The sequence below is a fragment of the Streptomyces sp. NPDC005494 genome (assembly GCF_042872025.1).
Taxonomy (GTDB): domain Bacteria; phylum Actinomycetota; class Actinomycetes; order Streptomycetales; family Streptomycetaceae; genus Streptomyces.
In genome coordinates this window covers 271,706-296,123 of sequence record NZ_JBIAJR010000009.1, presented here as the reverse complement: position 1 = coordinate 296,123, position 24,418 = coordinate 271,706, and the positions used below count along the sequence as shown (strand labels likewise).

Here is a 24,418-nt window from a genome sequence, read left to right as displayed (position 1 = left end):
TCCCGGCGCGCGTGTCGCCGGGGCGGTCCCCGTGGGCGCACCGCGATGCTGGCGCCATGAGCGACCGCACCCCAGCCCCCGCCCCCGACCGGCTCGCGGCGTGGGAGCAGCGCACCGAGGTGCCCCTCTTCGCCGCGGCCCTGGTCTTCCTCGTCGGTTACGCGGTACGCGTCCTCGCCCCGATCGGCGCCCAGCCGTGGCGCGACATCGCCCTCGCCCTGGTGGCCGCGACCTGGCTGCTCTTCGCCGTCGACTACGGCGTACGGCTCCGGCTCAGCGGCCTGGGCGGGCGCTTCGTCCACACGCACTGGCTGGACACGGTGGTCCTCCTGCTGCCGCTGCTGCGCCCGCTGCGCCTGGTCAAGGTCTACACGGCGGTCCGGCACCGCACGGGCAAGGCCCGGCTGAGCCTGTACGCCCGGGTGATGAGTTACGCGGGCCTCAGCGCCGTGCTCCTGGGCTTCTCCGCCTCCCTCGCCGTCTACCACCAGGAGCAGGGGGTGCGGGATTCGACGATCCGCACGTTCGGGGACTCGTTGTGGTGGGCGTGCGCGACGCTCACGACGGTGGGCTACGGCGACGCGGTGCCCGTGACGGCCGGCGGCCGGGTGATCGCCGCGTTCCTGATGGCCTGCGGGCTGGCGCTGCTGGGGGCCGTGACGGGGTCGTTCTCGTCGTGGCTCGTGGAGGTGTTCAGGCGGGAGGACGACAAGAAGCCCCCGGAGGGCGCGTAGCTCCTCCAGGGGCTTCGGGTCAGGCGGAGATCACACCTGGACGCGGCGCTCCACCACGTCGGCGAGCTTGGCGATCGCCTCGTCACGGGCGATGCCGTTCTCCTGCGAGCCGTCGCGGTAGCGGAAGGACACCGTGCCCGCGTTCATGTCCTCGTCGCCGACGATGACCATGAAGGGGACCTTGGCCTTCTGGTGGTTGCGGATCTTCTTCTGCATCCGGTCCGACGAGGCGTCCACCTCGACCCGCAGCCCCTTCTTGCGCGCCTCGGCGGCGAACTCCTGGAGGTACGGGATGTGGGTGTCGCCGATCGGGATGCCGACCGCCTGGACCGGGGCCAGCCAGACCGGGAAGGCGCCCGCGTAGTGCTCCAGCAGCACCGCGAAGAAGCGCTCGATGGATCCGAACAGCGCACGGTGGATCATGACCGGGCGCTGCTTGGTGCCGTCCGGGCCGGTGTACTCCAGGTCGAAGCGCTCGGGCAGGTTGAAGTCGAGCTGCACGGTCGACATCTGCCAGGTCCGGCCGATGGCGTCCTTGCACTGCACCGAGATCTTCGGCCCGTAGAAGGCGGCGCCGCCCGGGTCGGGGACGAGCGGGAGGCCCTGCTTCTCCGCGACCTGACGCAGCGTCTCGGTGGCCTCCTCCCAGACCTCGTCCGAGCCGACGAACTTCTCCGGGTCCTTGGTGGAGAGCTCCAGGTAGAAGTCGGTCAGACCGTAGTCGCGGAGCAGGTTCAGGACGAAGGTGAGCGTACGGTCGAGCTCCTCCGCCATCTGCTCCTTGGTGCAGTAGATGTGCGCGTCGTCCTGGGTGAAGCCGCGCGAGCGGGTCAGTCCGTGCACCACACCCGACTTCTCGTACCGGTACACCGTGCCGAACTCGAAGAGACGCAGCGGCAGTTCGCGGTAGGAGCGGCCGCGCGCGTCGAAGATCAGGTTGTGCATGGGGCAGTTCATCGGCTTGAGGTAGTAGTCCACCCCGTCGTCGAGCTGCATGGGCGGGTACATGCCGTCGGCGTACCAGTCCAGGTGGCCGGACTTCTCGAAGAGCTTGCCCTTGGTCGCGTGGGGGCTGTAGACGAACTCGTAGCCCTCCTCCTCGTGGCGGCGCCGCGAGTAGTCCTCCATGGCCCGGCGGATGATGCCGCCCTTGGGGTGGAAGACGGCGAGACCGGGGCCGATCTCGTCGGGGAAGGAGAAGAGGTCCAGCTCGTTGCCGAGGCGGCGGTGGTCGCGCTTGGCGGCCTCCTCCAGGAACTCCAGGTGCGCCTTGAGCTCGTCCTTGGTGGGCCATGCGGTGCCGTAGATGCGCTGGAGCATCGGGTTCTTCTCGCTGCCCCGCCAGTAGGCCGCGGCGTTGCGCATCAGCTTGAAGGCCGGGATGAAGCGGGTGGTGGGCAGGTGCGGACCCCGGCAGAGGTCCTTCCAGCACAGGTCGCCGGTCTTGGCGTCGAGGTTGTCGTAGATGGTCAGCTCGCCGCCGCCCACCTCGACGTCCGCGCCGTCGTCCGTGGAGGCGGAGCCCTTGATGCCGATGAGCTCCAGCTTGTACGGCTCGTCGGCGAGCTCCTCGCGGGCCGCCTCGTCGGTGACGACGCGGCGGGAGAACTTCTGGCCCCGCTTCTGGATCTCCTGCATCTTCTTCTCGATGGCCTTGAGATCCTCGGGCGTGAACGGCTTCTCGACGTCGAAGTCGTAGTAGAAACCGTCCTTGACCGGCGGGCCGATGCCCAGCTTGGCCTCGGGGAAGAGCTCCTGCACCGCCTGCGCCATGACGTGCGCGGTGGAGTGCCGCAGGATGTTCAGGCCGTCCTCGGACGAGATCTCGACGGGCTCGACGACCTCGCCGTCCCTGAGCTCGTACGCGAGGTCCCGCAGCTCGCCCTCGACCCGCGCGGCGACGACGGTGCGCTGCCCGGGGAAGAGCTCGGCGGCCGTCGTGCCCGTCGTCACCACGTGCTCTTCCCGCTCGGAATCGCGTTGGATGATCACACGGACGTCTGACACCGGTCTCTCCTGACTGAGGGGGTGCGTCGCTTTCCTCTTGCGCGCGCAAGAGGAATCGTACCGAGCCGGGGGGCCTCGACGCGAAAGGGATACCGGGGCCGCCTACTCCTCGTCCCCCGTGCACGCTTCCTCGAAGAAATCGACGTTCTCGTGGAGCGACTTCATCAGCCGGTCACGCTCCGCCTCGTCCACCTGGACGGGGGCGACCTGGGAGGCGCCGGTGAGCCGCCGGAAGCCGCCCCGGTTCTCCAGCCTCCCCTCCACCCGCAGCGGCAGCCCGACGAGGTGGGCGTGGCCCGCTATCCGGTAGGCCTCCTCGTCGAGCTCGATCCGTACGTGCGCGACCTCCGCCCCGGCCAGCACCCGCAGGCGTACGACGCCGGGGCCGCGCGGTGCGGAGCGGCGCAGCCGGACGACGGCCCCGGTGATCCGTACGGGGACGGAGGGCTCGTCCTGGAGATAGCGCACCCCGGCGAGACGGAGGGCGGGCAGGTCGCCCGGTGAGAACTCCACGGGCTCGGGGCGCGCCGGGCACCCTCGGGGGGTTCCCGCCGCCGGCGCCCAGGCCAGCGTGATCCTGGCGCCCTCCGCGCCCCGGACCAGGGCGACGAGCGCCTCGGTGAGCTCCCGGCTGACTCCCGCGGCCACGGCGGCGTCGAAGGCGTCCATGCCGCCGGTGGCGCGCTGGTAGTCGACGGCCTCGCGGGTGGCGTTGAGCGCCGCGTAGAGCTGCACGGCGACGGCCCGCCCCTCCGCGACGGGGACGAACGCGGTGAGACCGCGGCCCGATGACACCGGCCCCACCAGGGTTCCGTCGAGTGCCGCGCGGGCCTTCCTGCTGTGCCGTGCGCCGTGGTAGCCCGCCCGGCCCCGCAGGGAGAGGGCTCCGGCCAGGAGGATCTGCCGGGCCGCCGTGCGCAGCTGGTCGGTGCCGGTCCAGTCGGCCGCGCCGACGGGTTCCTCGGGCACGTGCCGCCACCAGCGGATCTCGTCACTGGGCACGGTGAGCGCCACGATGATCTCGCGGGCCGAGGGGGCGGCGCTGCGGGCGAGGGCGGTGAGGGCCTCGGCGAGCAGGTCCTCGCTGTCGGGGAAGGCGGTGGTGTCCGGCACGAGCAGGCTGGTGCCGGGGGCGGCGGAGCCGGGCGGGACCCAGCGGCTGTACCGGCCCTGGGCGCCTCCGCGCCGGTTCCAGCCGTGCCTGCGCAGCAGCGCGGACAGGACGGCTGGGTCGACACGCGCCGGGTCCGGGACCTGGCCGGGCCCGGGTTCCCCGGCGTACGGGTGTGCGCGTGTTCCCGCCGGGACCGTTCCTCCGGTGGGCTCGTCCGTCGAGCGGTGCATCAGGGTCTCCCTCCCGCCCCGACCCGGGCCATGATGTCGCAGAGCGCGCGGTCGTCGAAGATCCGCGAGGTCGGGATCCGCACGGTGGTCCGGTACCGGCCCGTGACGGGGTGGCCGGCCAGATTCGTCCAGTAACAGCAGTGCCGCAGGTCGAGCCGGTCGTGTCCGGCCCGCAGCCAGTCGTCCTGGCTGCGCGGCACGAGCATCACGACCAGGATCTTGTGCACCGAGACCGGTGTGCGGGCCAGCTTCACCAGATGGGCGTTGTCGAGGGTGAAGGAGAACGCGGCGCCGGGCGGGTGCGCGGGGATCTGGTAGGTGCATTTGAGCTGCACCTTGACGGTCACTTCGTCGTCGACGGTGTGGTCGGGGGCGCCGTGGCTGACGTGCCAGTCGATGCCGTTGTCGGGGAAGGGCTGCGAGAGCGAGCAGCCCGCCGCCGCTGCCACGGCGTGGAGGTAGCCCACCTGGAGGGTCTCCATGCAGGCGGTGGTGGCGAGTGTGCCGCGCAGCGGTGGTGCGTTCCGCTGCGGCGGCGGCTTTCCCCCGTGGTCCTCGGTGCGGGCGGGACTCCCTGGGTTCGGCTGCGCGAGCGCCATGGCTCCGTGCCTTCCGGGCTGTGCCGACCGGTCGCCCGGTCTCCGCTGCCGGGCTGGTCAACTTCCGTGCCCGTCAATTGTGTTGTCACCGCAGGAGAGGGCCCGTAAACGGCGTATCAGGCATAAGGCGCGGGTATCACCGGACCGGGCAGAGGAATCCCGTCATCTGCCGTGCAGGCGCGAGGAGTTCGGGGATGATGCATTGGTTCGAGGGGCCGCTGGCGGCTTTTGACACCGAGACGACAGGCGTGGACGTCGAGGAGGACCGGATCGTTTCGGCCGCTCTCGTCCTCCAGGACATGGCGGGCGGACGGCTCCGCGTCACCCGCTGGCTGGTCAATCCGGGGATTCCGGTGCCGCCCGGCGCCACCGAGATCCACGGTCTGACCGACGACCATCTGCAGCGCAACGGCCGGTGGCCGGCTCCGGTGGTCGAGGAGATAGGCCGGGCGCTGGCCGAGCAGTGCGCGACGGGGCGGCCGCTGGTCGTGATGAACGCTCCGTTCGATCTGACCCTGCTGGACCGGGAGCTGAGGCGGCACCGGGCGTCCTCGCTGGCGGGGTACCTGCGGAACAAGCCGCTGTGCGTGCTGGATCCGCGGGTCCTGGACAAGCATCTGGACCGCTACCGCAAGGGCCGCCGCACGCTGACGGACCTGTGCGAGCTGTACGGGGTGACGCTGGACGGCGCCCACGACGCGGCGGCGGACGCGGCGGCGTCGCTGGAGCTGGTGCGCGCGGTGGGGCGGCGGTTCTCCGCCCGGCTGGAGCGGCTGTCGCCGGCGGAGGTCCACTCGCTCCAGGCGGTGTGGCACGCGGCGCAGGCGCGCGGACTGCAGGCCTGGTTCGAGAAGAGCGGAACACCGGAGGTGGTCGACCCGGCGTGGCCGCTGCGCCCGGAGCTGCCCGCGGCGGCGTGATCCGGGCCGGGTACGCGAAAGCCGGTCCGTCGGCATGCGACGGACCGGCTTTTCCCGGGTGGGCGATACTGGTTTCGAACCAGTGACCTCTTCGGTGTGAACGAAGCGCTCTCCCACTGAGCTAATCGCCCGGGAACGGGTTGAACCATACAGGGCTCGGCGGTCTCCGTTCAAACCGTTCCCAGCCACGCCCTCAGTCCGCGGCGTCCGGCGCGCATCATCAGCGCGTGGTTGGCCCGGAAGAAGAGCCGTCCGGGGACGGCGAACCTGCGCAGCAGCGCCCTGCGCACGACGGCCTCCTGCTCGTACACGATCCGGCTGCCGTCCTCGTGGGGCGCGACGGTCCAGCGCGCCCAGCCGTCGAGATCACCGCTCATCTCCGCCTCCAGGGTCCGCGTCACGGGGTCGCTGTGGCGCTGCCGCAGCGTCAGGACGAGTTCGTAGGGCAGCGAGGAGCGGAAGCGTGCCCTGGCGGTGGCGTCGTCGATCCGGCTGACCTCACGGACCTGGGGCCACCAGCGCGGATAGTCCTCTGGGCGTTCGAGGGCCGCGTACACGGCGTCGGGCGGGGCGGGCATCTCCCACACGCTCGTGAAGCGGTAGTGGTTCCAGTCCATGGCTCCAGTCTGCGCCCGGGTGCCTACTCAGACGCGGAACTGAGTAGGAGAACGCATGTACGCGCATGTGGTCGCCGCCACACTCCCGTTCATGGAACATGTGCCGCCGCCCGCAGAGGAACTGGCGCTCCTCGACCGTGAACTGGTCTGGCTGGATGCCCGCCGGGTCCAGTTGCTCAACCGTCGTGCCTGGCTGCTCGGTGTGCTGCGTACGCCGGTTTCACCGCCGTGGCCCCAGGCGCCCGGCGCTCCGCCGTCCGCTCCGGCGCCCGGCACCCCGCCGTTCGCTCCGGCGCCTGCCGCAAGGCCGTTCGCTCCGGCGGCGCCGGCGCACGGCACGCAGAACGTGCTGCTGGTCCTCGGAGGGCTGCTGCTCACGGTGGCGGCGATCGCGTTCACCCTGTTCAGCTGGGGCGAGATGGAGATCGCGGGCCGTTCGGCGGTGCTCGCGGTGGTGACCGCCGGGGCGCTGGTGGTGCCTGCTTTGCTGCTCGGCCGGCGGCTGCCCTCGACGGCGGAGGCGGTGGCCACGCTGGCCCTGGTGCTGACCGTCCTGGACGCGGTCGCGCTGCACGCGGTGGCGGCACCGGGCACGGACGGGTTCGCCTTCTCGGCGGTGGCCTCGGCGGTACTGGTGGTGCTCTGGACCGCGTACGGCCTGTCGCTGGGAAAGCTGCGGGTTCCGCTGCCGGCGGCCGTGGTGGCGGGGCAGTTCCCGCTGGTGTTCGCGGCGTGGGCGGTGGAGGCGCCGGCGGCCGGCTTCGGCTGGGCGCTCCTGATGACGGCGGCGGCGGATGTCGCCGTGGCGCTGTGGGGCCGGGGCCTCGCGGTGCGCGTCACGGCGTGCACCGGTGCCCTGCTGACCGGGCTGATCGCGCTGGGTCTGGGGCTGGGGCTGTCCGTGTCCGCGGGTGACGCGCTCGGGGCCGTGGGCCCCGGGGCGCTGCTGCTGGCGGGCGGTGCGCTGGCGGCGGCCGGGGCGTTGCGCGCGCCGAAGGAACTGGCCGTGTTCGGGGGCCTCGTCGCCGGTCTGGCCGCGGTGGCGGCCGTGGGCGGTGTGCCGGCGGCGGCCCTGCCGTGGGGCTGGGCGGTCGTCGTGTATCTGCTGTGCGGTGCGGCGTCGGCGGGCGTTCTGCGGCTCCGCGTCCCGCTCCCGGTGAGCCGGGGTGTGCTGGGAGCGTCGGCCGTCGTGGTGGGGGCCTCGGTGCTGTGGGCGGTGCCCGTGGTGGCAGCGGTGGTGCTGGGTCCGGTGACGCTGTCGGGGGGCGTCTGGTCCGGGGCGCCGGAGGGCCTGCGGGACGCGATGGGGGGCACGATGCCCTGGTCGGCCTCGGCCTCCTCCCCCGTGGTGCTCGGGGTGGCGGCCGGCCTGGCGGCCGCGCTCCACGTCAGGTGGCCGCAGTCCCTCCCGGGCAGGAGCGGGCGCGCCGCGGCCGGGGCGGGGGCCACGGTCCTGGGCTGGGGCGCGGCGCTGGCTCTGCTCGGGGTGGCGGACGCGCCGTACCCGGTCGCGGTGGGCGTGGAGCTGCTGCTCGTGGCGGCGCTGCTGACCGCATCCGTACGCCGGGGCGGCGACGCCCTCGCGGTGACGGCCCTGGTGTGCGCGCTCACCGGCGCGGCGAGCGCAGGGGTGCTCGGACTGGCCGCCGAACCCGCGACGTACGTCGTCTTCGGAGCCCTGGCCGTGCTCTTCGGCGGTGCGGCTGCCCGGCCGGGGGTGAGTGCCGTGCGCTCGGTGCTCGCCTGCGGCTCGGTCCTGTGCGCCACGGTGGTCGCCGTGGCGGCCGGGGCCTCACTGGGGTGGAGCGCCCCGCACACGGCCCCGCTGGTGCTGGCGGTGACCGCGGCGACGGTGCTGCTGGGGGCGCGGTCGCGGGTGCCCGCGGTGGCGGTGCCGGTGGAGCTCACGGGGGCCTTCGCCGCGCTCGTGGCCGTGCTGCTCTCGGTGACCGACGCGCCGTTCCTGTCCCTGGTGCTGGGCCTGTGCGGGGTTCTGGCAGCCGGTTCCGCGCTGCGGCCGGAGCGCCGCCGGGCGGCGGGGTATCCGGCGGCGGCGCTGTTCCTCGCGGCGGCGTGGGTGCGGCTGGCGGCCTCGGGGGTGACGGACCCGGAGGCCTACACGCTGCCGGTCTCGGTGGCCGCGTTCGTGGTGGGGCACCTGCGTCTTCGCAGGGACCCCTCCGCGTCCTCGTGGGTGGCCTACGGTCCGGCCCTGTCCGTGACGATGGTGCCGAGCCTCGTCGTGGCCTGGGGCGATCCGCACTGGCTGCGGCCCCTGCTGCTGGGGATCGCGGCGCTGGTGGTCACCCTGGCGGGCGCCCGCCTGCGGCTGCGGGCGCCCCTGGTGATCGGTGGTGCGGTCCTCGCGCTGGACGGGCTCCATGAGCTGGCCCCGCACGTCGTCCAGGTCTTCGACGCGCTCCCGCGCTGGGCTCCCCCGGCGCTCGCCGGGCTGCTGCTGCTCGCGGTCGGTGCGACGTACGAGCAGCGGCTGCGCGACGCGCGCCGGGTGAGGGAGAGCTTCGGCCGCATGCGTTAAGGCATCTTGTCGCCGACCAGTGCGAGGTTCTGGATGGCCGCGAGGCCGTACAGGGCGGTGGTGTTGGTGCTGACCCAGGCCGCTTCGCTGCCCGGCACCGGACCGGTCGGCCCCTCTATCTTCTTGGTGCTCCAGTCCGTGCTCTCCTTGTAGTCCCAGGCGTCGGCGCTGCTGTAGAACTGCTTCCACGCCCGGGTCGCCAGGGTGACGTCACCGGTCCGTACGGCGGCGTAGGCGTCCTGGCGTGAGTGGCCCTGGAACAGCAGCAGGGTGCCGAAGTTGCTGCCGTAGCGGGCGGTCTGTTCGGCCTTGGTGGCGTTGAAGTAGCGGCAGTAGTCGATCCAGGCGGCCTCGAACGCCGGCATGTCGATCATGTCGATGAGTTCGGCGTTGAGTTCGACCAGTCCGAACATGGCCGAGAGGTGCGAGACGCCGACCGCGGGCTTGTCGGCTATCGCGAACTTCCCGGTGTCGAGGTCGTAGAGGCCGGTGCCCTGGACGAAGCCGTTGGGCTGGGCGGCGATGGTCTCCATGGTGGACAGGACGCGGTCCCTGGCCTTCTCCCACTTGGGGCCGCGCCGTTCCCACTCGGTGAGCCAGGCGGAGACGAGCCCGCTCCAGTCGGTCCCGAAGCCGATGGACAGGGCGTGGCGGTCCGGGGTGTAGGGCTCGGTGCGGATCTTGCGGATCGGGTCGAGGGCCAGGAAGGTCTCGTCGGAGTCGACGTTGGCGTGCATGAGGTCACCGACGCGCTCGTCCGCGGTGAGGAAGTAGAACATGCGCCGGTAGGTGGTGTTGGCGATGCGCTGCTGCTTGGCGCTGTCGGCGTAGTGCTGGACGCCGTGGCGGGTGCCCAGGCCCGCCCATTTGCCGAGGTGGTAGACGTCCACCTCGCCGGTGTGCCGGGTCATGGCCTCGGCGAAGCGGTAGATGTCCGCCCGCCCGGAGCGCATGTAGGCGTACCAGAGCCAGAGGTCGGGCGAGAGTTCGGAGTTGTCCCAGGCATAGCCGCCGACGTCGTAGCACCACTGGTGACGGGTCGGGTCGTAGGTGTGCATGATGTCGCCGTAGTCCCAGAAGCCGTACCAACGGCGCATCTCCACCTGGTCCTTGTAGTACGTGAAGAGGAAGTCCAGGTGGTCCTCGATCTTCGACTTCGCGGCGGTGGAGCGGTCGGGTTCGGCGAACAGGCCGCCGAAGACCTTCGCCTTGACGAGCTGCGCGGGCGGCGCGGCGAGCTGGGGCGGGGTGCGCACGGCCTCGACCTGCTGGGCGAGTGTCTCGGGGGCCGGGGTGGACTCGTTGGCCCAGAACAGGAGTTCGCTGGTCCTGGCGATGCCGTACGGGGTGCCGAATCCGGGCTCGTAGTCCTCGTACGTGATGTTGAGGCCCTCGACCTGTTCGGGGTAGGTGTCCTGCCCCATGCCGTCGTGGTAGAAGCGCAGGTCCATGGGCTGGGCCTCGGGCGACCAGAGCCAGAGGGTGACCTCGGCCGCGTCGGTGTGCGCGTCACGGATGTCGAGCTGGGCGGGGTGCTTCTCCCAGAAGTCCCGCAGGCCGAAGGAGAATCCGCCGCTGGGGCCGCCGACGTAGCCGAAGCCGGACGCCCTCCTGCCGCCGCCCGCCCCGATCCAGCCGTGCCCCTTCTTGGTGCGCTTGCGCAGGCCGAAGCCGTCGGCGGAGAGCTGGGAGAGGGTGTAGTCGCCCCATTCGGGGATGTACTGGAGCCGGGTGGTGACCCGCTGGTCCCAGGTGGCGGGGTCGGGGAGCTTCCGGCCGGCGAACTGTGCCTCGCGTACGGCCGCCCCGGGGTCGCGGCGCAGACCGGTGATGCCCTTCACCGCTTCGCGCAGGAGTCCGGTGCCGTCGCCGCCGATGCGGATGTGACGGTCGTAGGCGGCGTCGCGCATCGGCACGGTGAAGCGGACCCCGAGGCCCCGGACGAAGTCGCCCGACGCCTTGCCGGGCTCCACCGTGCCGTCGTAGGTGATGGTGTGCACCATCCGGAAGGATTCGGCGCCCGCGTAGAAGTAGAAGCGTACGGAGAAGGGCATCCAGGAGCGTGAGCCCTTGCGGTGCTTGCCGTCGATGCGTACGACGGCCCGGACGGGGCCGTCCTGTTCGAGCACGGCCTCCTCGACGACGCTCTCGAAGCGCTCGAACTTCTCGCTGCCCTGGTCGCCGTCCTCGATCTCCCCCTGGCGTACGAGGACGAGACGGCCGTTCCGCGCGATCTCGGTGGAACCCCGGGTGACGGTCTTGACGAGGGCGGAGCCGTTCGTGCCGAGCTTGGCCGTGATCACCCCGGTGGAGACGGTGATGGTGCCGCCGGAGCGCACGGCGGTGACCTTCTTCGACGGAGCGGCGGGGGCACCGGCGGTCAGGGAGAACTTCTTGGCGGTGACCTCGGGACCGACGGCGTGCGCGGTCCACTTGAGCGAGCCGTCCGGCCAGTAGCCGATCGGCCAGGTCTGGACGGGGACGTCCTTGCCGTCCTCCGTGGCCAGCGCGAAGGTCTGGTCCTTGGCGTACTGACCCTTGGGCCAGGGCACACCGAGCGTGGAACCGGGGGCCGCGCCGAGCCCGCCGGACTCCAGCCACGTCAGCGTGACCGGTTCCGCCGCCTCCCGCGCGCCCTGGGCGGCGGACGCGGGGGTGGCGCCGAGCGACCAGCTGAACTGTGCGGCGGCGCCGGCCGCTGCGGCGGCCTTCAGGAGCGTTCTGCGGGGCATCCTGGACATGGTTGTGCCTCTCTCCGTGCGGGATCGGGACAGGGGACGAACAGGGAGGGGTCTGCGGGTCAGTGCGAGAGCCGGCGCGCCTGCACCGCGGTGGCAGCGGCGGCGACGGCCCCGACGACGGGGACGGCCAGCGGCAGGATCATGGCGCCGGACAGCACGACGACGGCCATCCCGCACACCAGCAGGAGGGAGCCGGCCGGGTCGCGGACCGTGGTGCGGCCGGCCTCGGCCAGGAGGGCGCGCCAGCGCGCTCCCGGCTCCCAGCAGGTGGCGGCGCGCAGCACGGCGACCAGGAATCCGATCATGGCGAGGATCCCGACGGCCCCCACGAGCGGCCCGCCGGGCAGCCCGGCGTGTACGGCCGCGAGGTCGAGCCAGAGCAGTGCGGCGGCGGCCCAGACGGCCGCGCCGACGAGCCATCCGCCGCGTGCCGCGGCGAGGGCGTCGGTGGCGAACTCGCGCAGCCCGCCGCGTTCTCCGCCGAGGTAGCGGCGCAGGTGCCGGGTCCCCGCGGCGAAGGCCGCGGGGAACGTGAACACGGGCAGTGCGGCCACGGCGATCCACACACCGACGAGCAGGCATTCGGAGAACAGGGCGAAGCGGTCCATGGCGCGGGTGCGCCTGGCCTGGGTGCGGGCCTTCGTCGCCATGGTGCGGTCAGCCCTTCAGGCCCGAGGTGGCCATGCCGTCGATGAGATAGCGCTGGAAGGCCACGAAGAAGGCCAGCACCGGCAGCAGGGCGACCAGGGACATGGCGATCATGCCGCCGTAGTCCGCCACCGCGTCCTGGTCGATGAACATCTTCAGGCCCATGGAGACGGTGTACTTGTCCGGCTCGTTGAGGTACAGCAGCGGGCCCATGAAGTCGTTCCAGGCGTTGATGAAGGTGAAGATCGCACTGGTGACGAGCGCCGGCCGGCAGAGCGGCATGACGATCGACCAGTAGGTCCTCAGGTGCCCGCAGCCGTCCAGCCGGGCCGCCTCGTCGAGTTCCTTGGGCAGCCCGCGCATGAACTGCACCATCAGGAAGACGAAGAAGGCGTCGGTGGCCAGGTACTTGCCGATCAGCAACGGGGTGAAGGTGTTGATCAGCTCCAGCTTCTGGAACATCACGTACTGCGGGATGATCAGTACGTGGTACGGCAGCAGCAGCGTGCCGATCATGATGGCGAACATGACGTTGCGTCCCGCGAACCGGACCTTGGCGAAGGCGTAGGCGGTCAGCGAGCAGGACAGCACCACGCCGATCACGGAACCGACGGCTATGTACGTCGAGTTCAGGAAGAACGTGGAGATCGGGATGTCGGCGATGCCCTCGGTGAGCCGGGTGTAGTTGTCACCGATGGGGTCGGCCGGGAGCAGGTCCAGGGCGCCGATGATCTCGGCGCTCGGTTTGAACGAGGCGCCGATCGTCCACACCACGGGGTACAGGACCACGGCGAGGATGGCGAGCGCACCGAGGTGCCAGGCGAGTGCGCCGGGGCCCCGGCGGCGTACGGCAGCTGTCAGGAGACTCATCGGCCGCCCTCCTCGTAGTGCACCCAGCGCTTCTGGGACCAGAACAGCACGGCGGTGACCAGGCCGACCGCCACCAGCAGCAGCCATCCCATGGCGGACGCGAAGCCCATGCGGCTGTTCACGAAGCCTTGTTCGTACAGGTAACAGGTGTAGACGAGCGTCGCGTCGGCCGGCCCGCAGCTGCCGTTGCTGACGATGTAGGCCGAGCCGAAGATCTGGAACGAGTGGATGGTCTCCAGCAGGACGTTGAAGAACAGCACCGGCGAGATCATCGGCAGGGTGATGTTGAAGAACTTCCGCCAGCGGCCGGCTCCGTCCATCTCGGCGGCCTCGTACAGCTCCTGCGGGACCTGCTTGAGACCGGCCAGGAAGATGACCATCGGCGCGCCGAACTGCCAGACGGTGAGGGCGATCAGCGCGTAGATGATCATCGCCGGGTCGCCGATCCAGCCACCGGTCTCGACGCCGAACACCTTCTGCGTACGGTCGACGATCGCGTCGTCCGAGAACAGCGCGCGCCAGACGATGGCCGCCGAGACGCTCGCGCCGATCAGCGAGGGGGCGTAGAAGGCCGCCCGGTAGAAGGACTGGCCCCACCGCTTCTGCGCGAGCAGCATGGCGACGGCGAGTGCGGCGGCCAGCTTGACCGGGGTGCCGATCAGCACGTACCAGGAGGTCACCTCGACCGACTGGCGCCAGCGGGGGTCGGCGAACATGTCGGTGAAGTTCTGCAGACCGATCCAGCGCGGTGCTTCGAACAGGTTGTACTCGGTGAACGAGAGGTACAGCGAGAAGACCATGGGCCCGGCGATCAGGAACAGGAAGCCCGCGATCCAGGGCGACATGAACAGGTAGCCGGCCAGGTTCTCCCCGGAGCCCCGCCGCTTCGTGGCGGCGGGCGGCGCGCTTCCTCCGGGACCGTGCCGCTCGGTGGCGGAACGGTCGTCCCCGGGGGCGATCACTCCCGGGGAGGTGTGGATGTCAGTCACCACAGTCCTCTCAGTTCGAGGCGAGGGCGGTCTTCGCCTCGGAGAAGAACTGCTGCACGGAGTCCTTCGGCGAGGCCTTGCCCAGGGCCAGGTCGGCACCGATGCGCAGGAAGGCCGCCTCGACGACGTCCGCGCCCGCGGGGTGCGGGGTGATGGGCTCCAGCACGCCCGCGTCGGCGATGGCGGTCTCGTACGCGCCGATCGCCTTGCTGGGGGCGTCGGTGGGCTCGTACGCCTCGAACTGCGCGGTGGTCGCGGGCACTCCCCGGTCGTAACCCATGATCCGGGCGACCTCGGGGTCGTGCGTCATGAAACTGATGAAGGTCGCCACCTCGGCGGGGTGCTTGGTGCGGGCCGTGCCGCTCAGCATCAGGGAGCCGAGGTACTGACCGGTCTTCTTGCCGTCGGTGCTGGGGATGGGCGCGAGGCCGTAGCTGCTCTTGCCCTCGGCGCTGTAGCGCACCGAGAAGTTGTCCCAGGTGAACTCGCCGGCGGACAGGCCCTTGGCCGTCGCGGAGGCGGGCTTGAGCTGCTCGACCTTCTTGGGGTCGGCGTAGATGCCCGACTTGACCCGCTCCAGCGCCTCGGTCCAGTACGGCAGCAGTTCGGCCTCGCCGAAGCCCATGCCGTCCTCGGTGAAGAAGGCCTTGCCGTTCTGGCGGAGTATCAGGTCGTAGAGGTACATCACTCCGTGCGGCCCGGCGTCGCCGGCTATCTTCTGGCCGTTCTTGATCTTCTGGAGACCGGCGTACCAGTCGTCCCAGGTCCAGCCGATCTCGGGGGTGATGCCCGCCTTCTCGTAGACCTTCTCGTCGATGACCAGAGCCATCGAGTTGCTGCCGACCGGCACCCCGAGCAGCTTGCCGTCGATCTCGGCGAACTTCTCCAGCCCGGAGCGGAAGCCGGTGAGGTCGAGGTTGCCGGCCTTCGCCTGGGGGTTGAGGTCGAGGAGGACGTTCTTCGCCTCGTACTTGCGCAGGAAGGTCACGGCGTTCTGGATGACGTCCGGCGGGTTGCCGCCGGCCGCCTGGGTGTTGAACTTCTTCCAGAAGTCCGGGTACTGCTGGAAGTCGGTCTTCACCTTGATCTTCGGGTGCTTCTTCTCGAAGAGGGTGACGCACTGCTGGACCTTCTTCGCCCGGTCGTCGGCGCCCCACCAGGAGTGCCGGATGGTGACCGGACCTCCGGAGCCACTGCCTCCGCCCGAGCCGCAACCGGCCGCTGTCAATCCGAGACCGGCCGCCGAGAAGCCGGCCAGCTTCAGCATCTGCCGACGGTCGATGCCGCTGTTCCGAGACATGGCTCGCCCCCATCCATTCGCATTGAATCGTTTTAGAAAGCGCTTGCTGGGTCAAAGTAAGGAGCCGCACCCAGCACGTCAACGGTTCGGACGAAAATTCGGTCGGCTGTCGGCGGGCCGAACAGACTTGGGGCCGGGCGCCGCGACGGCACACCCGGAAACGCCGATGGCCCGGAAGCTTCTCAGAAGCTTCCGGGCCATCGGACCGGGGTGGGCGATACTGGGTTCGAACCAGTGACCTCTTCGGTGTGAACGAAGCGCTCTCCCACTGAGCTAATCGCCCCGGCGCACGGCATACATTACCCCATGTCAGCGGCGCCTTCGGACCATCACCGGATCACTGGTCGATCTTCCACGGCATCTCGATGCCGAACTTCCAGACGTAGATCCCGACCAGCACCGCGACGATCAGCAGCCCGAGCGTGGTGAGGATGATGTTGCGCCGCCGGACCTTGGGGTCGAGGGCGCGCTGGGCGGCCTCCGTGACCTTGCGCCGGGTCCAGCGCAGGACGAGCTGGGCCCAGACGAACTCGGTCGCCCAGATCGCCATACCGCCGAAGATCACCAGCCACCCGGGACCCGGCAGCGGCAGCATCACGATGCCCGCGCCGACCACGGCCAGGCCGACGACGAAGATTCCTACCTGCCAGCTCAGGTGAAGCACCCGCGACGCCTGGATGTACCGGGGCGCCCGGGACCCCAGCTCACGCTCCGCCGTCTGCTCGTCCCCCGTGGCGGAGTCGGGCGCCGATGTCGCGGCGACCCCTTTCCGCTCGTCACTCTCCGCGTTCATGGAGCCAACCTACCCGAACGGCGATCGTCACCGGAATGGACGCATGACCCAAAGTTACACACCGCCGCACGAGGGACCCGAAGCGCCACAAATAGGTCAGAGGGGTTTACAACGCCACCGTAGGTGGCATGTCGATTTCGCCGACGTGCGAATCCCCGAGCGCACACTGAGCGAAAGGCCCTGGCGCTTATGAACACCACGGTCAGCTGCGAGCTGCACCTGCGCCTCGTTGTGTCGAGCGAGTCCTCACTGCCTGTACCCGCGGGCCTGCGGTATGACACGGCCGATCCCTATGCCGTGCACGCCACCTTCCACACCGGAGCGGAGGAGACGGTCGAGTGGGTTTTCGCCCGTGACCTCCTCGCCGAGGGGCTGCACCGGCCCACCGGCACCGGAGACGTCCGCGTCTGGCCATCTCGTAGCCACGGCCAAGGCGTCGTCTGCATCGCGCTGAGCTCCCCTGAGGGCGAAGCCCTGCTGGAAGCCCCGGCGCGGGCCCTGGAGTCGTTCCTGAAAAGGACCGACGCCGCGGTCCCGCCGGGCACCGAGCACCGTCACTTCGACCTCGATACGGAGCTCTCACACATCCTGGCCGAGAGCTGAGCCAGGCCGAGAGCTGCGGGACGCCGTCCGACTCGGGGAGACGGCGTCGCGCGGACAACCTCATAGGGCGGACACCGGCGCCGTCGCCGCGGAACCCACCGCGGCGGCGGCGCAGGCGCGCGTAGCGGGCACCACGCGCGCTCCCGCCCGCGTCGCCGCCGACGCTCGTCGCGTCCGGGCGCGCCCCGGCGGCGTACCCGGCTCCCGCCCGCGCCGTGGCCGACGCTCGTCGCGTCCGGGCGCGGCCCGGCGGCGTACCCGGCCCCGCCCACGTCGCGGCCACCGTCCGGGACCCGGCCGGCTCCCGCCCGCGTCGTGGGCACCGCTCATCGCGTCCGGGCGCGGCCCGGCGGCGTACCCGGCCCCGCCCACGTCGCGGCCACCGTCCGGGACCCGGCCTGCGGACGCACGAGGGCGGCCGGTGGGCGCCGGGGAAGCCCCCGGGCACCGTTCGCACCACGCACCCGCCTCCGTGCTCCCGGGACGCCCCGGAGAGCCCTCCGAGCGCCCCACAGGCCCCGAAGGCCGCCCGGTGGCTCCGCGCGGGCCTCTCGTGGCGCCCGAAAGCCCCACCGGGCCATGAGCGCCTCCGCCGAGCCAGTAGAGTCAGCCCGCATCGGCGGGCGCCCGTCCGCCGGAGGCCAGGGAGCGAAGCGTGCTGATCCCACACGACACCCGGATCGCCCTCGAAACGGTGGTCGATCTGGTGAACACCGCACCGGAGACCGCCGCGGGCGACGGGCTCGCCGACCTCGCCGCGCTCTACGGCTTCGCCGAGCGCCACCACATCAGCGGCGTCGGCACCCTCACCGACAAGGACCTGCGCGCCGTGCAGGACGTACGGAGCCGGTTCGCCGAGATATTCGCGGCGCCCGACGCCCGTACCGCGGCGGACCTCGTCAACGGGCTGGTCGCCGCCGCCGGCACCACTCCGCAGCTCACGAACCACGACGGCTACGACTGGCACGTCCACTACTTCGCACCGGACGCCTCGATCGCGGACCACCTGGCGGCCGACTGCGGCATGGCCCTGGCCTTCATCGTCGTGGCGGGCGAGCAGGAACGGCTGCGGCGCTGCGAGGCTCCGGACTGCCTGGACGCGTTCGTCGACCTGTCACGCAACCGGTCCCGGCGCTACTGCTCGAGCCGCACCTGCGGCAACCGGCTCCATGTCGCCGCGTACCGCGCCCGGCGCCGCGAGGCGGCCGGCTGATCACGCCACGGCCCGAGAGCAGTAAGAGGTCGCGCTGATCACCCCACGGCCTCACAGCAGTAAGAGATCGTGCAGGGCGGCCATGAGCAACAGGCTGCCGACCACCGTCAGGAAGATCATCAGGGGCGGCTGGGAAAGCGCGAAGAGGCAGCCACGCGGCTCTTCGGCAGGGGGTGCGGGGGCATCGCCCCGGGATGTGTCCACCATCTCGTAGTGATCATGACGCAGAGCGGACCCCGTTGGCGATCAACAGACCCTTTTCCAGGGCTGGTTCACCCTCTCCAGGACCTGCGAAATCGCTCCCGTGCCCGAACGGCAGCCGTGTGTTCGCGCCACGGGGGCGGCTCGGGTCCGCGCCGCTCCCGGAGCTCAGCGCGGAGCTGCGCTGGAGGCGCGCACCACCAGTTCCGGCTGAAGGACCACGCTGCGGTGCCGGTGGCTGCGGTCCTCGTCGTCCGCCTCCTCCAGGAGCAGTTCCGCCGCCATGCGGCCCATGACCACGGCGGGCTGCCGTACGGAGGTGAGCGGCACGGCGGCCGCCGCCGCGAACTCGATGTCGTCGTAACCGACGATGGCGACGTCCTGGGGCACCCGCACGCCGGCCGCGTACAGCGACTGCAGGACACCGAGCGCCAGCAGGTCGTTGGCACAGAAGACGGCCGTCGGCCGCGGTACGAGCCCCAGCAACCGGGCCCCCGCGTCACGGCCCGCCGCGACGTCGAGGCGGTCGGAGGGGATCTCGACCAGAGCCTCCGGGCCGAGCCCGGCCTCGGCGAGCGCCGCGAGGGCGCCCTGCCGGCGGTCCCGGATCTGGTGGAGATCTCCCGGTCCGCTGACATAGGCGACGCACCGGTGACCGGCCGACACGAGATGCCCGACGGCCAGCATGCCGCCGCGGACGTCGTCCACCGAGACGGCGCAGGTGTCGGTGGACGCCGCCACCCGGTCGACCAGCACATGGGGAATGCGGTGACGGGCGAAGGCCTCGAGGTTGCCGCCGGTGGCGTCGGCCGGGGTAACGAGCACGCCGCAGACCCGCTGCTCGGCGAAGAGCCCGAGGTATTCGGCCTCCTCCTCCTGGCTCTGGCCGCTGTTGCAGACCATCACGCCGAGACCGGCCTCCCGCGCCGCGCGCTCGGCGCCACGGGCGATGTCCACGAAGAAGGGGTTGCCCATGTCCAGCACGAGCAGGGCCATGATGCGGCTCCGGCCGGCCCTGAGCTGCCTGGCCGACTCGCTGCGTACGTAACCGAGCTCCTCGATCGCGGCGAGCACCCTCGCGCGGGTGTCGGGGAGCACCGCTTCGGGGCGGTTGATCACGTTGGAGACCGTGCCCACCGAGACTCCGGCCTGCCGGGCCACGTCCTTGATGCCTGCCACACGCCCCACTTGTCCTGCCCCACTGATGCGTTCGGCCGCCGCGGGTCGGCGCCGGGTCTCCTGGTCCGCGGACGGACGTCCTGCTCGATCCGTCCGACCGTCGCCCTGACCGCAGCCCGGGATTGAATTGTTTCAATCTGCTCAGGACGCTAGCCTCAGCCCCGGGACACCGTCAAGATCCGGACCGCGTGACCCGAATATACCGACGTGCGGCACCCGCACGGGTCCGGCGCTGCCACGTTCGGGCATGAATCGATTCATACCCAGCAGCCTGCGCAGGGCGCCGGTCAGATGCCGTGCTTCTTCAGAATGGCCTCGATGTCGCTGAAGTCGTCGCCGGGGGCGGCCTCCCGCTGCTTCTTCCGGGGCTCGGCCTGTGCCTGCGGGGCCGTCGCACCGGATCCCGAGGTCAGCGACGGCGACGAGGCCGCCGGGGCGACGGCGGCACCCCGCTCCGCGTTCCGGGCGGCCCTGCGCTCCTTGCGGGTCGATCCGGCGCGGCGTTCCACGGCCCGCGTGGTCATGAAGAGCAGCCAGGCGACGGCCAGCAGACCGAAGCCGATCCAGACGCTCGGCTTGAAGGCGATGTCCGACACCCACTGGACGACCCCGGTCATCACCAGGCCGAGGGGCACCAGCGAGTAGGCGGCGATCCGGGTCGCCGCGAGGAACCGCTTGCGGTACGCGGTGATCGCGGCGACACCCAGGCCGGCCGCCGACACCGCGGAACAGATGGTCTCGGCAAGCATCGGGGCCTCCAGCGATCGGAAATCTGTCCTTCCATCCTGCACCGGCCGCCGTCGGCGGGGCCACGGTTCAGGACCACTTCAGGGACATTTCAGGGCCGCGCTCCTCCCCAGGTCCCGATTGGGACGCGTGGGTCCGGCCTGAAAGACTGATTCCATGAGTGATTCCCCCTCCGCAGCGCCGGTCGTCCTCGACCTCTGGTGCGAGCTCGAGTGCCCCGACTGCCACCAGGCCCTCTCCGACGTCCACGCCCTGCGCGCCCGCTACGGCGACCGGCTGGAGATCCGGCTGCGCCACTTCCCGCTGGAGAAGCACAAGCACGCCTACGCGGCGGCCCAGGCTGCCGAGGAGGCCGTCGTCCAGGGCAAGGGGTGGCCGTACATCGAGGCCGTTCTGGCCCGCACCGCCGACCTCGCGCGCGGCGGCGAGCCCCTGCTGCTGGACGTGGCTCGCGAACTGGACCTGGACGCCGAGGAGTTCGACACGGCTCTGATCGACGGCAGGCACCTGCTGATCGTGGACGCGGACCAGGCCGAGGGCAAGGCGATCGGGGTCACCGGTACGCCGACGTATGTCATCGGCGACGAGCGGCTCGACGGCGGGAAGAGCCAGGAGGGCCTGCGCGCGCGGATCGAGGAGATCGCCGACCGGCTGCTGGCCGCCCAGGGCTGAGCCGCCTGCCCGCCGGTGACGCAGGGGCGGCCCGCGCCGGCCGGGACGAACCGGTGCGCCGGGCCGAACCGGTGCGCCGGGCCGGGGAACCCGCGTCGGCCGGGCGCCAGGCCGCAGGCGTACGCCGGCCGAGCCGGTGCGCCAGGCCGAACCGGTGCGCCAGGCCGAGGAGCCCGTGTCGGCCGAGCGCCGGGCCGGGGGCGTACGGCGGGCGAGCCGCCCGCCACCGACCGAGGCGCCGCGGTCCTCTACAGCGCCTTGGCGAGGTTGTACTGGGTGACCTCGTAGCCGAGCGACTCGTACAGCCGCAGTGCGGGCGTGTTCGACGCGAAGACGTGCAGACCCAGCAGCCCCAGACCCGCGTCGAGCGTGATCTCCTCCGCGAGGTGCATCAGCGCCCGGCCGTACCCCCTGCCCCGGTTCCCCTCGCGCACCTCGACGTCGAACACGTAGCCGAGATCCTCGGCGTGAGGGCTCTCGCGCCGCGCGACCCAGACGTGGCCGACGACGTCCTCCCCGTGGACGAGGACATGGAAGTACATGCCCGGGGTGCTCTGCCCGTCCGGCAGGTTCGCCGCGTGGTCGGCCTCGGACTTGAGCCTGGCCTGTTCCTCCGGGACCCCGCGCTCCATCCAGCTCCGCGCGTACGTCTCGACGCCGGTGGCGGCCCACTCGGCGTACTCCCGCTCCGTCATGGGGCGGCCGGTGACGCCGGCCGGCAGGGCGGGGGCGGTCCGCCGGAGCGTCTTCAGCATGTTCCGGCTGCGCTCGGTGTAGCCGAGCACGGACGCCAGGGCCCGGGCTGCCTCGTTGTCCGCGGGGGCGACCAGGCGGACCTGGGTGCAGCCCCAGCTCCGCAGCACCTCCTCCGCGGCGAGTGCGGCGATCGTGCCCCGGCCGCGCCTGCGGTCCGGTTCCCCGACGCTGAGCGACTGCAGTATCCCCGCCGTGGGCCCGAACACGGGATCGGTGGAGATGGCGACGGTCCCGACGGGTCGTCCGTTGTCGCAGACATCGTAGGTGCGTGCCCGCGCGCCGTCGGCGCCTTGCTCGATCGGCCCGGCCGGCCGGAGGGTGGTGGTCATCAGGGTGTTCTATCCGCTGCAGGGCGGCCCGTCACCCCCATTACGGAAGCCGGGCCGCCGGCCTGCTCACGGATCGAGGTCGTCGGCCGCGCGCTCGTCGAAGATCCGGGCGGCCTTCGCCGTGACCGGCCCGGGGGCGCCGGGCAGCTGCCGGCCGTCGACCCGGTGAACGGCCTGGATGTCGCGGAGCGTCGAGGTCAGGAAGATCTCGTCGGCCCTTTCCAGCACGTCCAGGGGGAGGTCCGTCTCCTGGGCGCCCGTCCACTCGACGGCCAGGGCGCGGGTGATGCCCGCGAGGCAGCCCGAACTGACGGGAGGGGTGTGGATGCGGCCGTCGAGGACGACGAAGACGTTGGAACCGGTGCCCTCGCAGAGCTGCCCCACCGTGTTGGCGAAGAGCGCCTCCGACGCACCCTGCTCGTGGGCGCGCGCGAGGGCGATGACGTTCTCGGCGTACGAGGTGGTCTTGAGGCCCGTCACCGCGCCGCGTTCGTTCCGCGTCCAGGGGACCGTGATCACGGCCGTGCTGTCGGGGCGGCGGGAGACCTCCCCCTGGGCGACGATCAGGCTGGGGCCCGCGTCGCCACGGTCGGAGCCGAGCGGGGAGAGGCCGCCGGTGTAGGTGATCCGCAGCCGGCCGAGCGCCATGGGGTTGGCCTCGACGACGGCGGCCACCGCACGGCGGACCTCGTCCTGGTCGGGCTCGGCCAGGCCCAGGCCCGTGGCGGAGCGCGTCAGCCGGTCGAGGTGCCGGGTGAGGGCGAAGGGCCTGCCCCCGGCGACCCTGACCGTCTCGAAGACGCCGTCCCCCACCGTCAGCCCGTGATCGAGCACGGACAGCCGTGCGTCATCGGCATCGCGCAGCCCGCCGTTGACCCAGATCCTCATGACGCGGTCCTTCCTGTCTCCTCGTATGCGCCTGACGCTACAGCGAGCAGCCGGGAGGCCTTGAGCTCGGTCTCCGCCCATTCGCGGGCCGGGTCGGATCCCCAGGTGATGCCGGCTCCGGTGCCGAAGCGCAGGAGCGGCTCGGGACCGGTGCGGTCGATCCAGAACGTCCTTATGCCGACGGCCAGTTCGGCGGTACCCCGGTCGGCGTCCACCCAGCCGACGGCTCCGCAGTAGGGGCCGCGTGGGGCCGTCTCCAGAGCGTCGATGATCCGTAGCGCGCTGGACTTGGGCGCGCCGGTGACGGAGCCGGGAGGGAACGCCGCGGTGAGCAGTTCGGGCCAGTCGGCGTCGTCGGCGAGCCGCCCGCGCACGGTGGAGACGAGGTGGACGAGCCCGGGGTGCTTCTCCACCACGCAGAGGTCGGGGACGCTCACGCTGCCGGTGGCGCAGACGCGGCCCAGATCGTTGCGGACCAGGTCCACGATCATCACGTTCTCCGCGTGATCCTTCTCCAGCAGATCGTCCTCGGTGCGTCCCGTCCCCTTGATCGGACCGGATTCGACGGTCCGGCCGTCGCGGGCGAGGAAGAGCTCGGGGGACGCGGTCGCGATCTCCACGCCGTGTCCGGGCAGCCGGATCGTCCCCGCGTACGGCGCCGGGTTGCCCCGGGCGAGCAGCGCGGTGAGCGCGTCCACATCGGCGCCCGGGTCGGGCAGCGGGGCGGAGAGCACCCGGCAGAGGTTGGCCTGATAGACCTCGCCGGCCGCTATGTGTTCACGGATCCGCCGTACGCCCGCCGTGTAGGCGTCCTCGTCCAGTGATGTCGTCCAGTCGTCCGGCGCCGGACCGCGCCAGGCCCCGGGCACCGGAAGGGGGACCTGCTCGGGCCGTACGGTGGCGAAGCGCGCGCAGACGAGACGGCCTTCGAAGTCGGCGGACACCGCCCAGAAACCGGACGAGCCGAGGGCGGCGGGATCGCTGGTCACGTCCTGCAGACCGGTGGCGACGAGGCCGCTGAAGCGGGCGAGGGGGGTGAGGGCGTGCACGCCGTCGAGTCTAGGACGGCGAGCGGTGACCTGCGGGTGTGCGACGGTGGCGCAGCACGCTGCGCAAACGCGTTTTTGTGCTGGCCCGGTAATCCGCTAGAGTTCAACACGTCGCCGGGACGCGCAAGCGGACCGGGAAAGACAAGCGGACGTAGCTCAGTTGGTAGAGCGCAACCTTGCCAAGGTTGAGGTCGCCAGTTCGAACCTGGTCGTCCGCTCGCAGAAGGTGGGGGATCTTCCCGAACTCCCACCCCTGGTGGAGTGGCCGAGAGGCGAGGCAACGGCCTGCAAAGCCGTCTACACGGGTTCAAATCCCGTCTCCACCTCCAAGGACGATTAGCTCAGCGGGAGAGCACTTCCCTGACACGGAAGGGGTCACTGGTTCAATCCCAGTATCGTCCACTGATCCGCAAGGATCCCCGCGCGATTAGCTCAGCGGGAGAGCGCTTCCCTGACACGGAAGAGGTCACTGGTTCAATCCCAGTATCGCGCACGCAGTACACGCAGGGTCACCCTGCGCGATTAGCTCAGCGGGAGAGCGCTTCCCTGACACGGAAGAGGTCACTGGTTCAATCCCAGTATCGCGCACCAGCAAGAACCCCCGGTCGTCTCGACGACCGGGGGTTCTTTCGTGGGCGTGGGGGCCGGGTCAGCCGGTGAAGAGCTGGGTGGCCTTGCGG

22 protein-coding genes and 7 tRNA genes are annotated in these 24,418 nt (G+C 71.3%); 11 read left to right on the top strand and 18 right to left on the bottom strand.

The features are described 5' to 3' along the window. Positions 1–56 precede the first annotated feature (56 nt). The gene (locus tag ACFYQ6_RS25810) at positions 57–734 is read left to right on the top strand and encodes a potassium channel family protein (RefSeq protein ID WP_361574316.1); all 678 of its coding nucleotides are present in this window, start codon (positions 57–59) and stop codon (positions 732–734) included. Positions 735–764: 30 nt separating this feature from the next. Here ACFYQ6_RS25810 and thrS read toward each other — a convergent pair whose 3' ends face one another. The 3 genes from thrS to ACFYQ6_RS25795 all read right to left on the bottom strand — a co-directional run bounded on the left by thrS (position 765) and on the right by ACFYQ6_RS25795 (position 4,684). After that, positions 765–2,741: a threonine--tRNA ligase gene (gene thrS, locus ACFYQ6_RS25805; protein WP_361574318.1), complete on the bottom strand. Its 1,977-nt coding sequence runs from the start codon at positions 2,739–2,741 to the stop codon at positions 765–767. 102 nt (positions 2,742–2,843) lie between these two features. Further along, the gene (locus ACFYQ6_RS25800) at positions 2,844–4,085 is read right to left on the bottom strand and encodes a hypothetical protein (RefSeq protein ID WP_361574320.1); all 1,242 of its coding nucleotides are present in this window, start codon (positions 4,083–4,085) and stop codon (positions 2,844–2,846) included. After that, entirely contained in the window at positions 4,085–4,684 is a 600-nt protein-coding gene (locus ACFYQ6_RS25795; protein ID WP_361574322.1) for a DUF4365 domain-containing protein, read from the bottom strand. The genes ACFYQ6_RS25800 and ACFYQ6_RS25795 overlap by 1 nt, the downstream gene beginning before the upstream one ends. Positions 4,685–4,878: 194 nt before the next feature. Here ACFYQ6_RS25795 and ACFYQ6_RS25790 point away from each other — a divergent pair, with 194 nt between their 5' ends. Beyond that, the gene (locus ACFYQ6_RS25790) at positions 4,879–5,604 is read left to right on the top strand and encodes a 3'-5' exonuclease (RefSeq protein ID WP_361574324.1); all 726 of its coding nucleotides are present in this window, start codon (positions 4,879–4,881) and stop codon (positions 5,602–5,604) included. Between the two features lie 59 nt (positions 5,605–5,663). Here the strand turns inward: ACFYQ6_RS25790 and ACFYQ6_RS25785 are convergent. Together ACFYQ6_RS25785 and ACFYQ6_RS25780 are read right to left on the bottom strand one after the other, a co-directional pair. After that, positions 5,664–5,735: transfer RNA gene (locus ACFYQ6_RS25785), tRNA-Val, on the bottom strand. A gap of 39 nt (positions 5,736–5,774) precedes the next feature. Next, positions 5,775–6,221, bottom strand: coding sequence for an SRPBCC family protein (locus ACFYQ6_RS25780; RefSeq protein WP_361574326.1), 447 nt, complete (start codon positions 6,219–6,221; stop codon positions 5,775–5,777). A 55-nt stretch (positions 6,222–6,276) separates the two neighbouring features. Between ACFYQ6_RS25780 and ACFYQ6_RS25775 the strand changes: the two genes are divergently transcribed. Further along, positions 6,277–8,760 (top strand): SCO7613 C-terminal domain-containing membrane protein, encoded by a 2,484-nt coding sequence (locus tag ACFYQ6_RS25775; protein ID WP_388765119.1) that lies wholly within the window; start codon positions 6,277–6,279, stop codon positions 8,758–8,760. On the opposite strand, the gene ACFYQ6_RS25770 is transcribed toward ACFYQ6_RS25775, so the two are convergent. The 7 genes from ACFYQ6_RS25770 to ACFYQ6_RS25740 all read right to left on the bottom strand — a co-directional run bounded on the left by ACFYQ6_RS25770 (position 8,757) and on the right by ACFYQ6_RS25740 (position 16,101). Further along, entirely contained in the window at positions 8,757–11,501 is a 2,745-nt protein-coding gene (locus ACFYQ6_RS25770; RefSeq protein WP_388765118.1) for a Tat pathway signal sequence domain protein, read from the bottom strand. The two genes, ACFYQ6_RS25775 and ACFYQ6_RS25770, sit on opposite strands and share 4 nt — an antisense overlap. Positions 11,502–11,560: 59 nt before the next feature. After that, entirely contained in the window at positions 11,561–12,151 is a 591-nt protein-coding gene (locus ACFYQ6_RS25765) for a hypothetical protein (protein ID WP_388765116.1), read from the bottom strand. Between the two features lie 7 nt (positions 12,152–12,158). After that, positions 12,159–13,019: a carbohydrate ABC transporter permease gene (locus ACFYQ6_RS25760; RefSeq protein WP_361574334.1), complete on the bottom strand. Its 861-nt coding sequence runs from the start codon at positions 13,017–13,019 to the stop codon at positions 12,159–12,161. Next, the gene (locus tag ACFYQ6_RS25755; protein ID WP_388765114.1) at positions 13,016–14,008 is read right to left on the bottom strand and encodes a carbohydrate ABC transporter permease; all 993 of its coding nucleotides are present in this window, start codon (positions 14,006–14,008) and stop codon (positions 13,016–13,018) included. Before ACFYQ6_RS25755 ends, ACFYQ6_RS25760 begins: the two co-directional genes overlap by 4 nt. Positions 14,009–14,018: 10 nt before the next feature. After that, a complete protein-coding gene (locus ACFYQ6_RS25750; protein ID WP_361574336.1) occupies positions 14,019–15,308 on the bottom strand; it encodes an extracellular solute-binding protein in 1,290 nt (429 codons plus the stop codon). A 211-nt stretch (positions 15,309–15,519) separates the two neighbouring features. Further along, positions 15,520–15,591, bottom strand: a tRNA-Val gene (locus ACFYQ6_RS25745). A 54-nt stretch (positions 15,592–15,645) separates the two neighbouring features. Then, on the bottom strand, positions 15,646–16,101 hold the full coding sequence (locus tag ACFYQ6_RS25740; protein WP_361574338.1) for a TIGR02611 family protein: 456 nt from the start codon (positions 16,099–16,101) through the stop codon (positions 15,646–15,648). A 189-nt stretch (positions 16,102–16,290) separates the two neighbouring features. On the opposite strand from ACFYQ6_RS25740, the gene ACFYQ6_RS25735 reads away from it, so the two are divergent. Then, the gene (locus tag ACFYQ6_RS25735) at positions 16,291–16,704 is read left to right on the top strand and encodes an SsgA family sporulation/cell division regulator (protein ID WP_003959770.1); all 414 of its coding nucleotides are present in this window, start codon (positions 16,291–16,293) and stop codon (positions 16,702–16,704) included. Between the two features lie 655 nt (positions 16,705–17,359). Next, the gene (locus tag ACFYQ6_RS25730) at positions 17,360–17,917 is read left to right on the top strand and encodes a CGNR zinc finger domain-containing protein (protein WP_361574340.1); all 558 of its coding nucleotides are present in this window, start codon (positions 17,360–17,362) and stop codon (positions 17,915–17,917) included. A 51-nt stretch (positions 17,918–17,968) separates the two neighbouring features. Here ACFYQ6_RS25730 and ACFYQ6_RS25725 read toward each other — a convergent pair whose 3' ends face one another. From ACFYQ6_RS25725 to ACFYQ6_RS25715, 3 genes are all read right to left on the bottom strand, one after another. Next, positions 17,969–18,124, bottom strand: a complete 156-nt coding sequence (locus ACFYQ6_RS25725; RefSeq protein WP_356739906.1) for a hypothetical protein — start codon at positions 18,122–18,124, stop codon at positions 17,969–17,971. 162 nt (positions 18,125–18,286) lie between these two features. Beyond that, on the bottom strand, positions 18,287–19,297 hold the full coding sequence (locus ACFYQ6_RS25720) for a LacI family DNA-binding transcriptional regulator (RefSeq protein WP_388765111.1): 1,011 nt from the start codon (positions 19,295–19,297) through the stop codon (positions 18,287–18,289). A gap of 287 nt (positions 19,298–19,584) precedes the next feature. Further along, a complete protein-coding gene (locus ACFYQ6_RS25715; protein ID WP_361574345.1) occupies positions 19,585–20,046 on the bottom strand; it encodes a hypothetical protein in 462 nt (153 codons plus the stop codon). A gap of 154 nt (positions 20,047–20,200) precedes the next feature. On the opposite strand from ACFYQ6_RS25715, the gene ACFYQ6_RS25710 reads away from it, so the two are divergent. Next, the gene (locus ACFYQ6_RS25710) at positions 20,201–20,716 is read left to right on the top strand and encodes a DsbA family protein (protein ID WP_361574347.1); all 516 of its coding nucleotides are present in this window, start codon (positions 20,201–20,203) and stop codon (positions 20,714–20,716) included. Positions 20,717–20,964: 248 nt separating this feature from the next. Here ACFYQ6_RS25710 and ACFYQ6_RS25705 read toward each other — a convergent pair whose 3' ends face one another. The 3 genes from ACFYQ6_RS25705 to ACFYQ6_RS25695 form a co-directional block, all read right to left on the bottom strand. Then, positions 20,965–21,801 (bottom strand): GNAT family N-acetyltransferase, encoded by an 837-nt coding sequence (locus ACFYQ6_RS25705; protein WP_361574349.1) that lies wholly within the window; start codon positions 21,799–21,801, stop codon positions 20,965–20,967. Between the two features lie 66 nt (positions 21,802–21,867). After that, a complete protein-coding gene (locus ACFYQ6_RS25700) occupies positions 21,868–22,689 on the bottom strand; it encodes an aminodeoxychorismate lyase (protein WP_361574351.1) in 822 nt (273 codons plus the stop codon). Next, the gene (locus ACFYQ6_RS25695) at positions 22,686–23,738 is read right to left on the bottom strand and encodes a chorismate-binding protein (protein ID WP_361574353.1); all 1,053 of its coding nucleotides are present in this window, start codon (positions 23,736–23,738) and stop codon (positions 22,686–22,688) included. Before ACFYQ6_RS25695 ends, ACFYQ6_RS25700 begins: the two co-directional genes overlap by 4 nt. Before the next feature lie 145 nt (positions 23,739–23,883). Here ACFYQ6_RS25695 and ACFYQ6_RS25690 point away from each other — a divergent pair. The 5 genes from ACFYQ6_RS25690 to ACFYQ6_RS25670 all read left to right on the top strand — a co-directional run bounded on the left by ACFYQ6_RS25690 (position 23,884) and on the right by ACFYQ6_RS25670 (position 24,329). Continuing rightward, positions 23,884–23,956: transfer RNA gene (locus ACFYQ6_RS25690), tRNA-Gly, on the top strand. A gap of 37 nt (positions 23,957–23,993) precedes the next feature. Then, positions 23,994–24,067 (top strand) — tRNA-Cys (locus tag ACFYQ6_RS25685). A gap of 1 nt (position 24,068) precedes the next feature. After that, positions 24,069–24,140, top strand: a tRNA-Val gene (locus tag ACFYQ6_RS25680). A 19-nt stretch (positions 24,141–24,159) separates the two neighbouring features. Beyond that, positions 24,160–24,231 (top strand) — tRNA-Val (locus tag ACFYQ6_RS25675). A 23-nt stretch (positions 24,232–24,254) separates the two neighbouring features. Further along, positions 24,255–24,329 (top strand) — tRNA-Val (locus ACFYQ6_RS25670). The last annotated feature ends 89 nt before the right edge of the window (positions 24,330–24,418 follow it).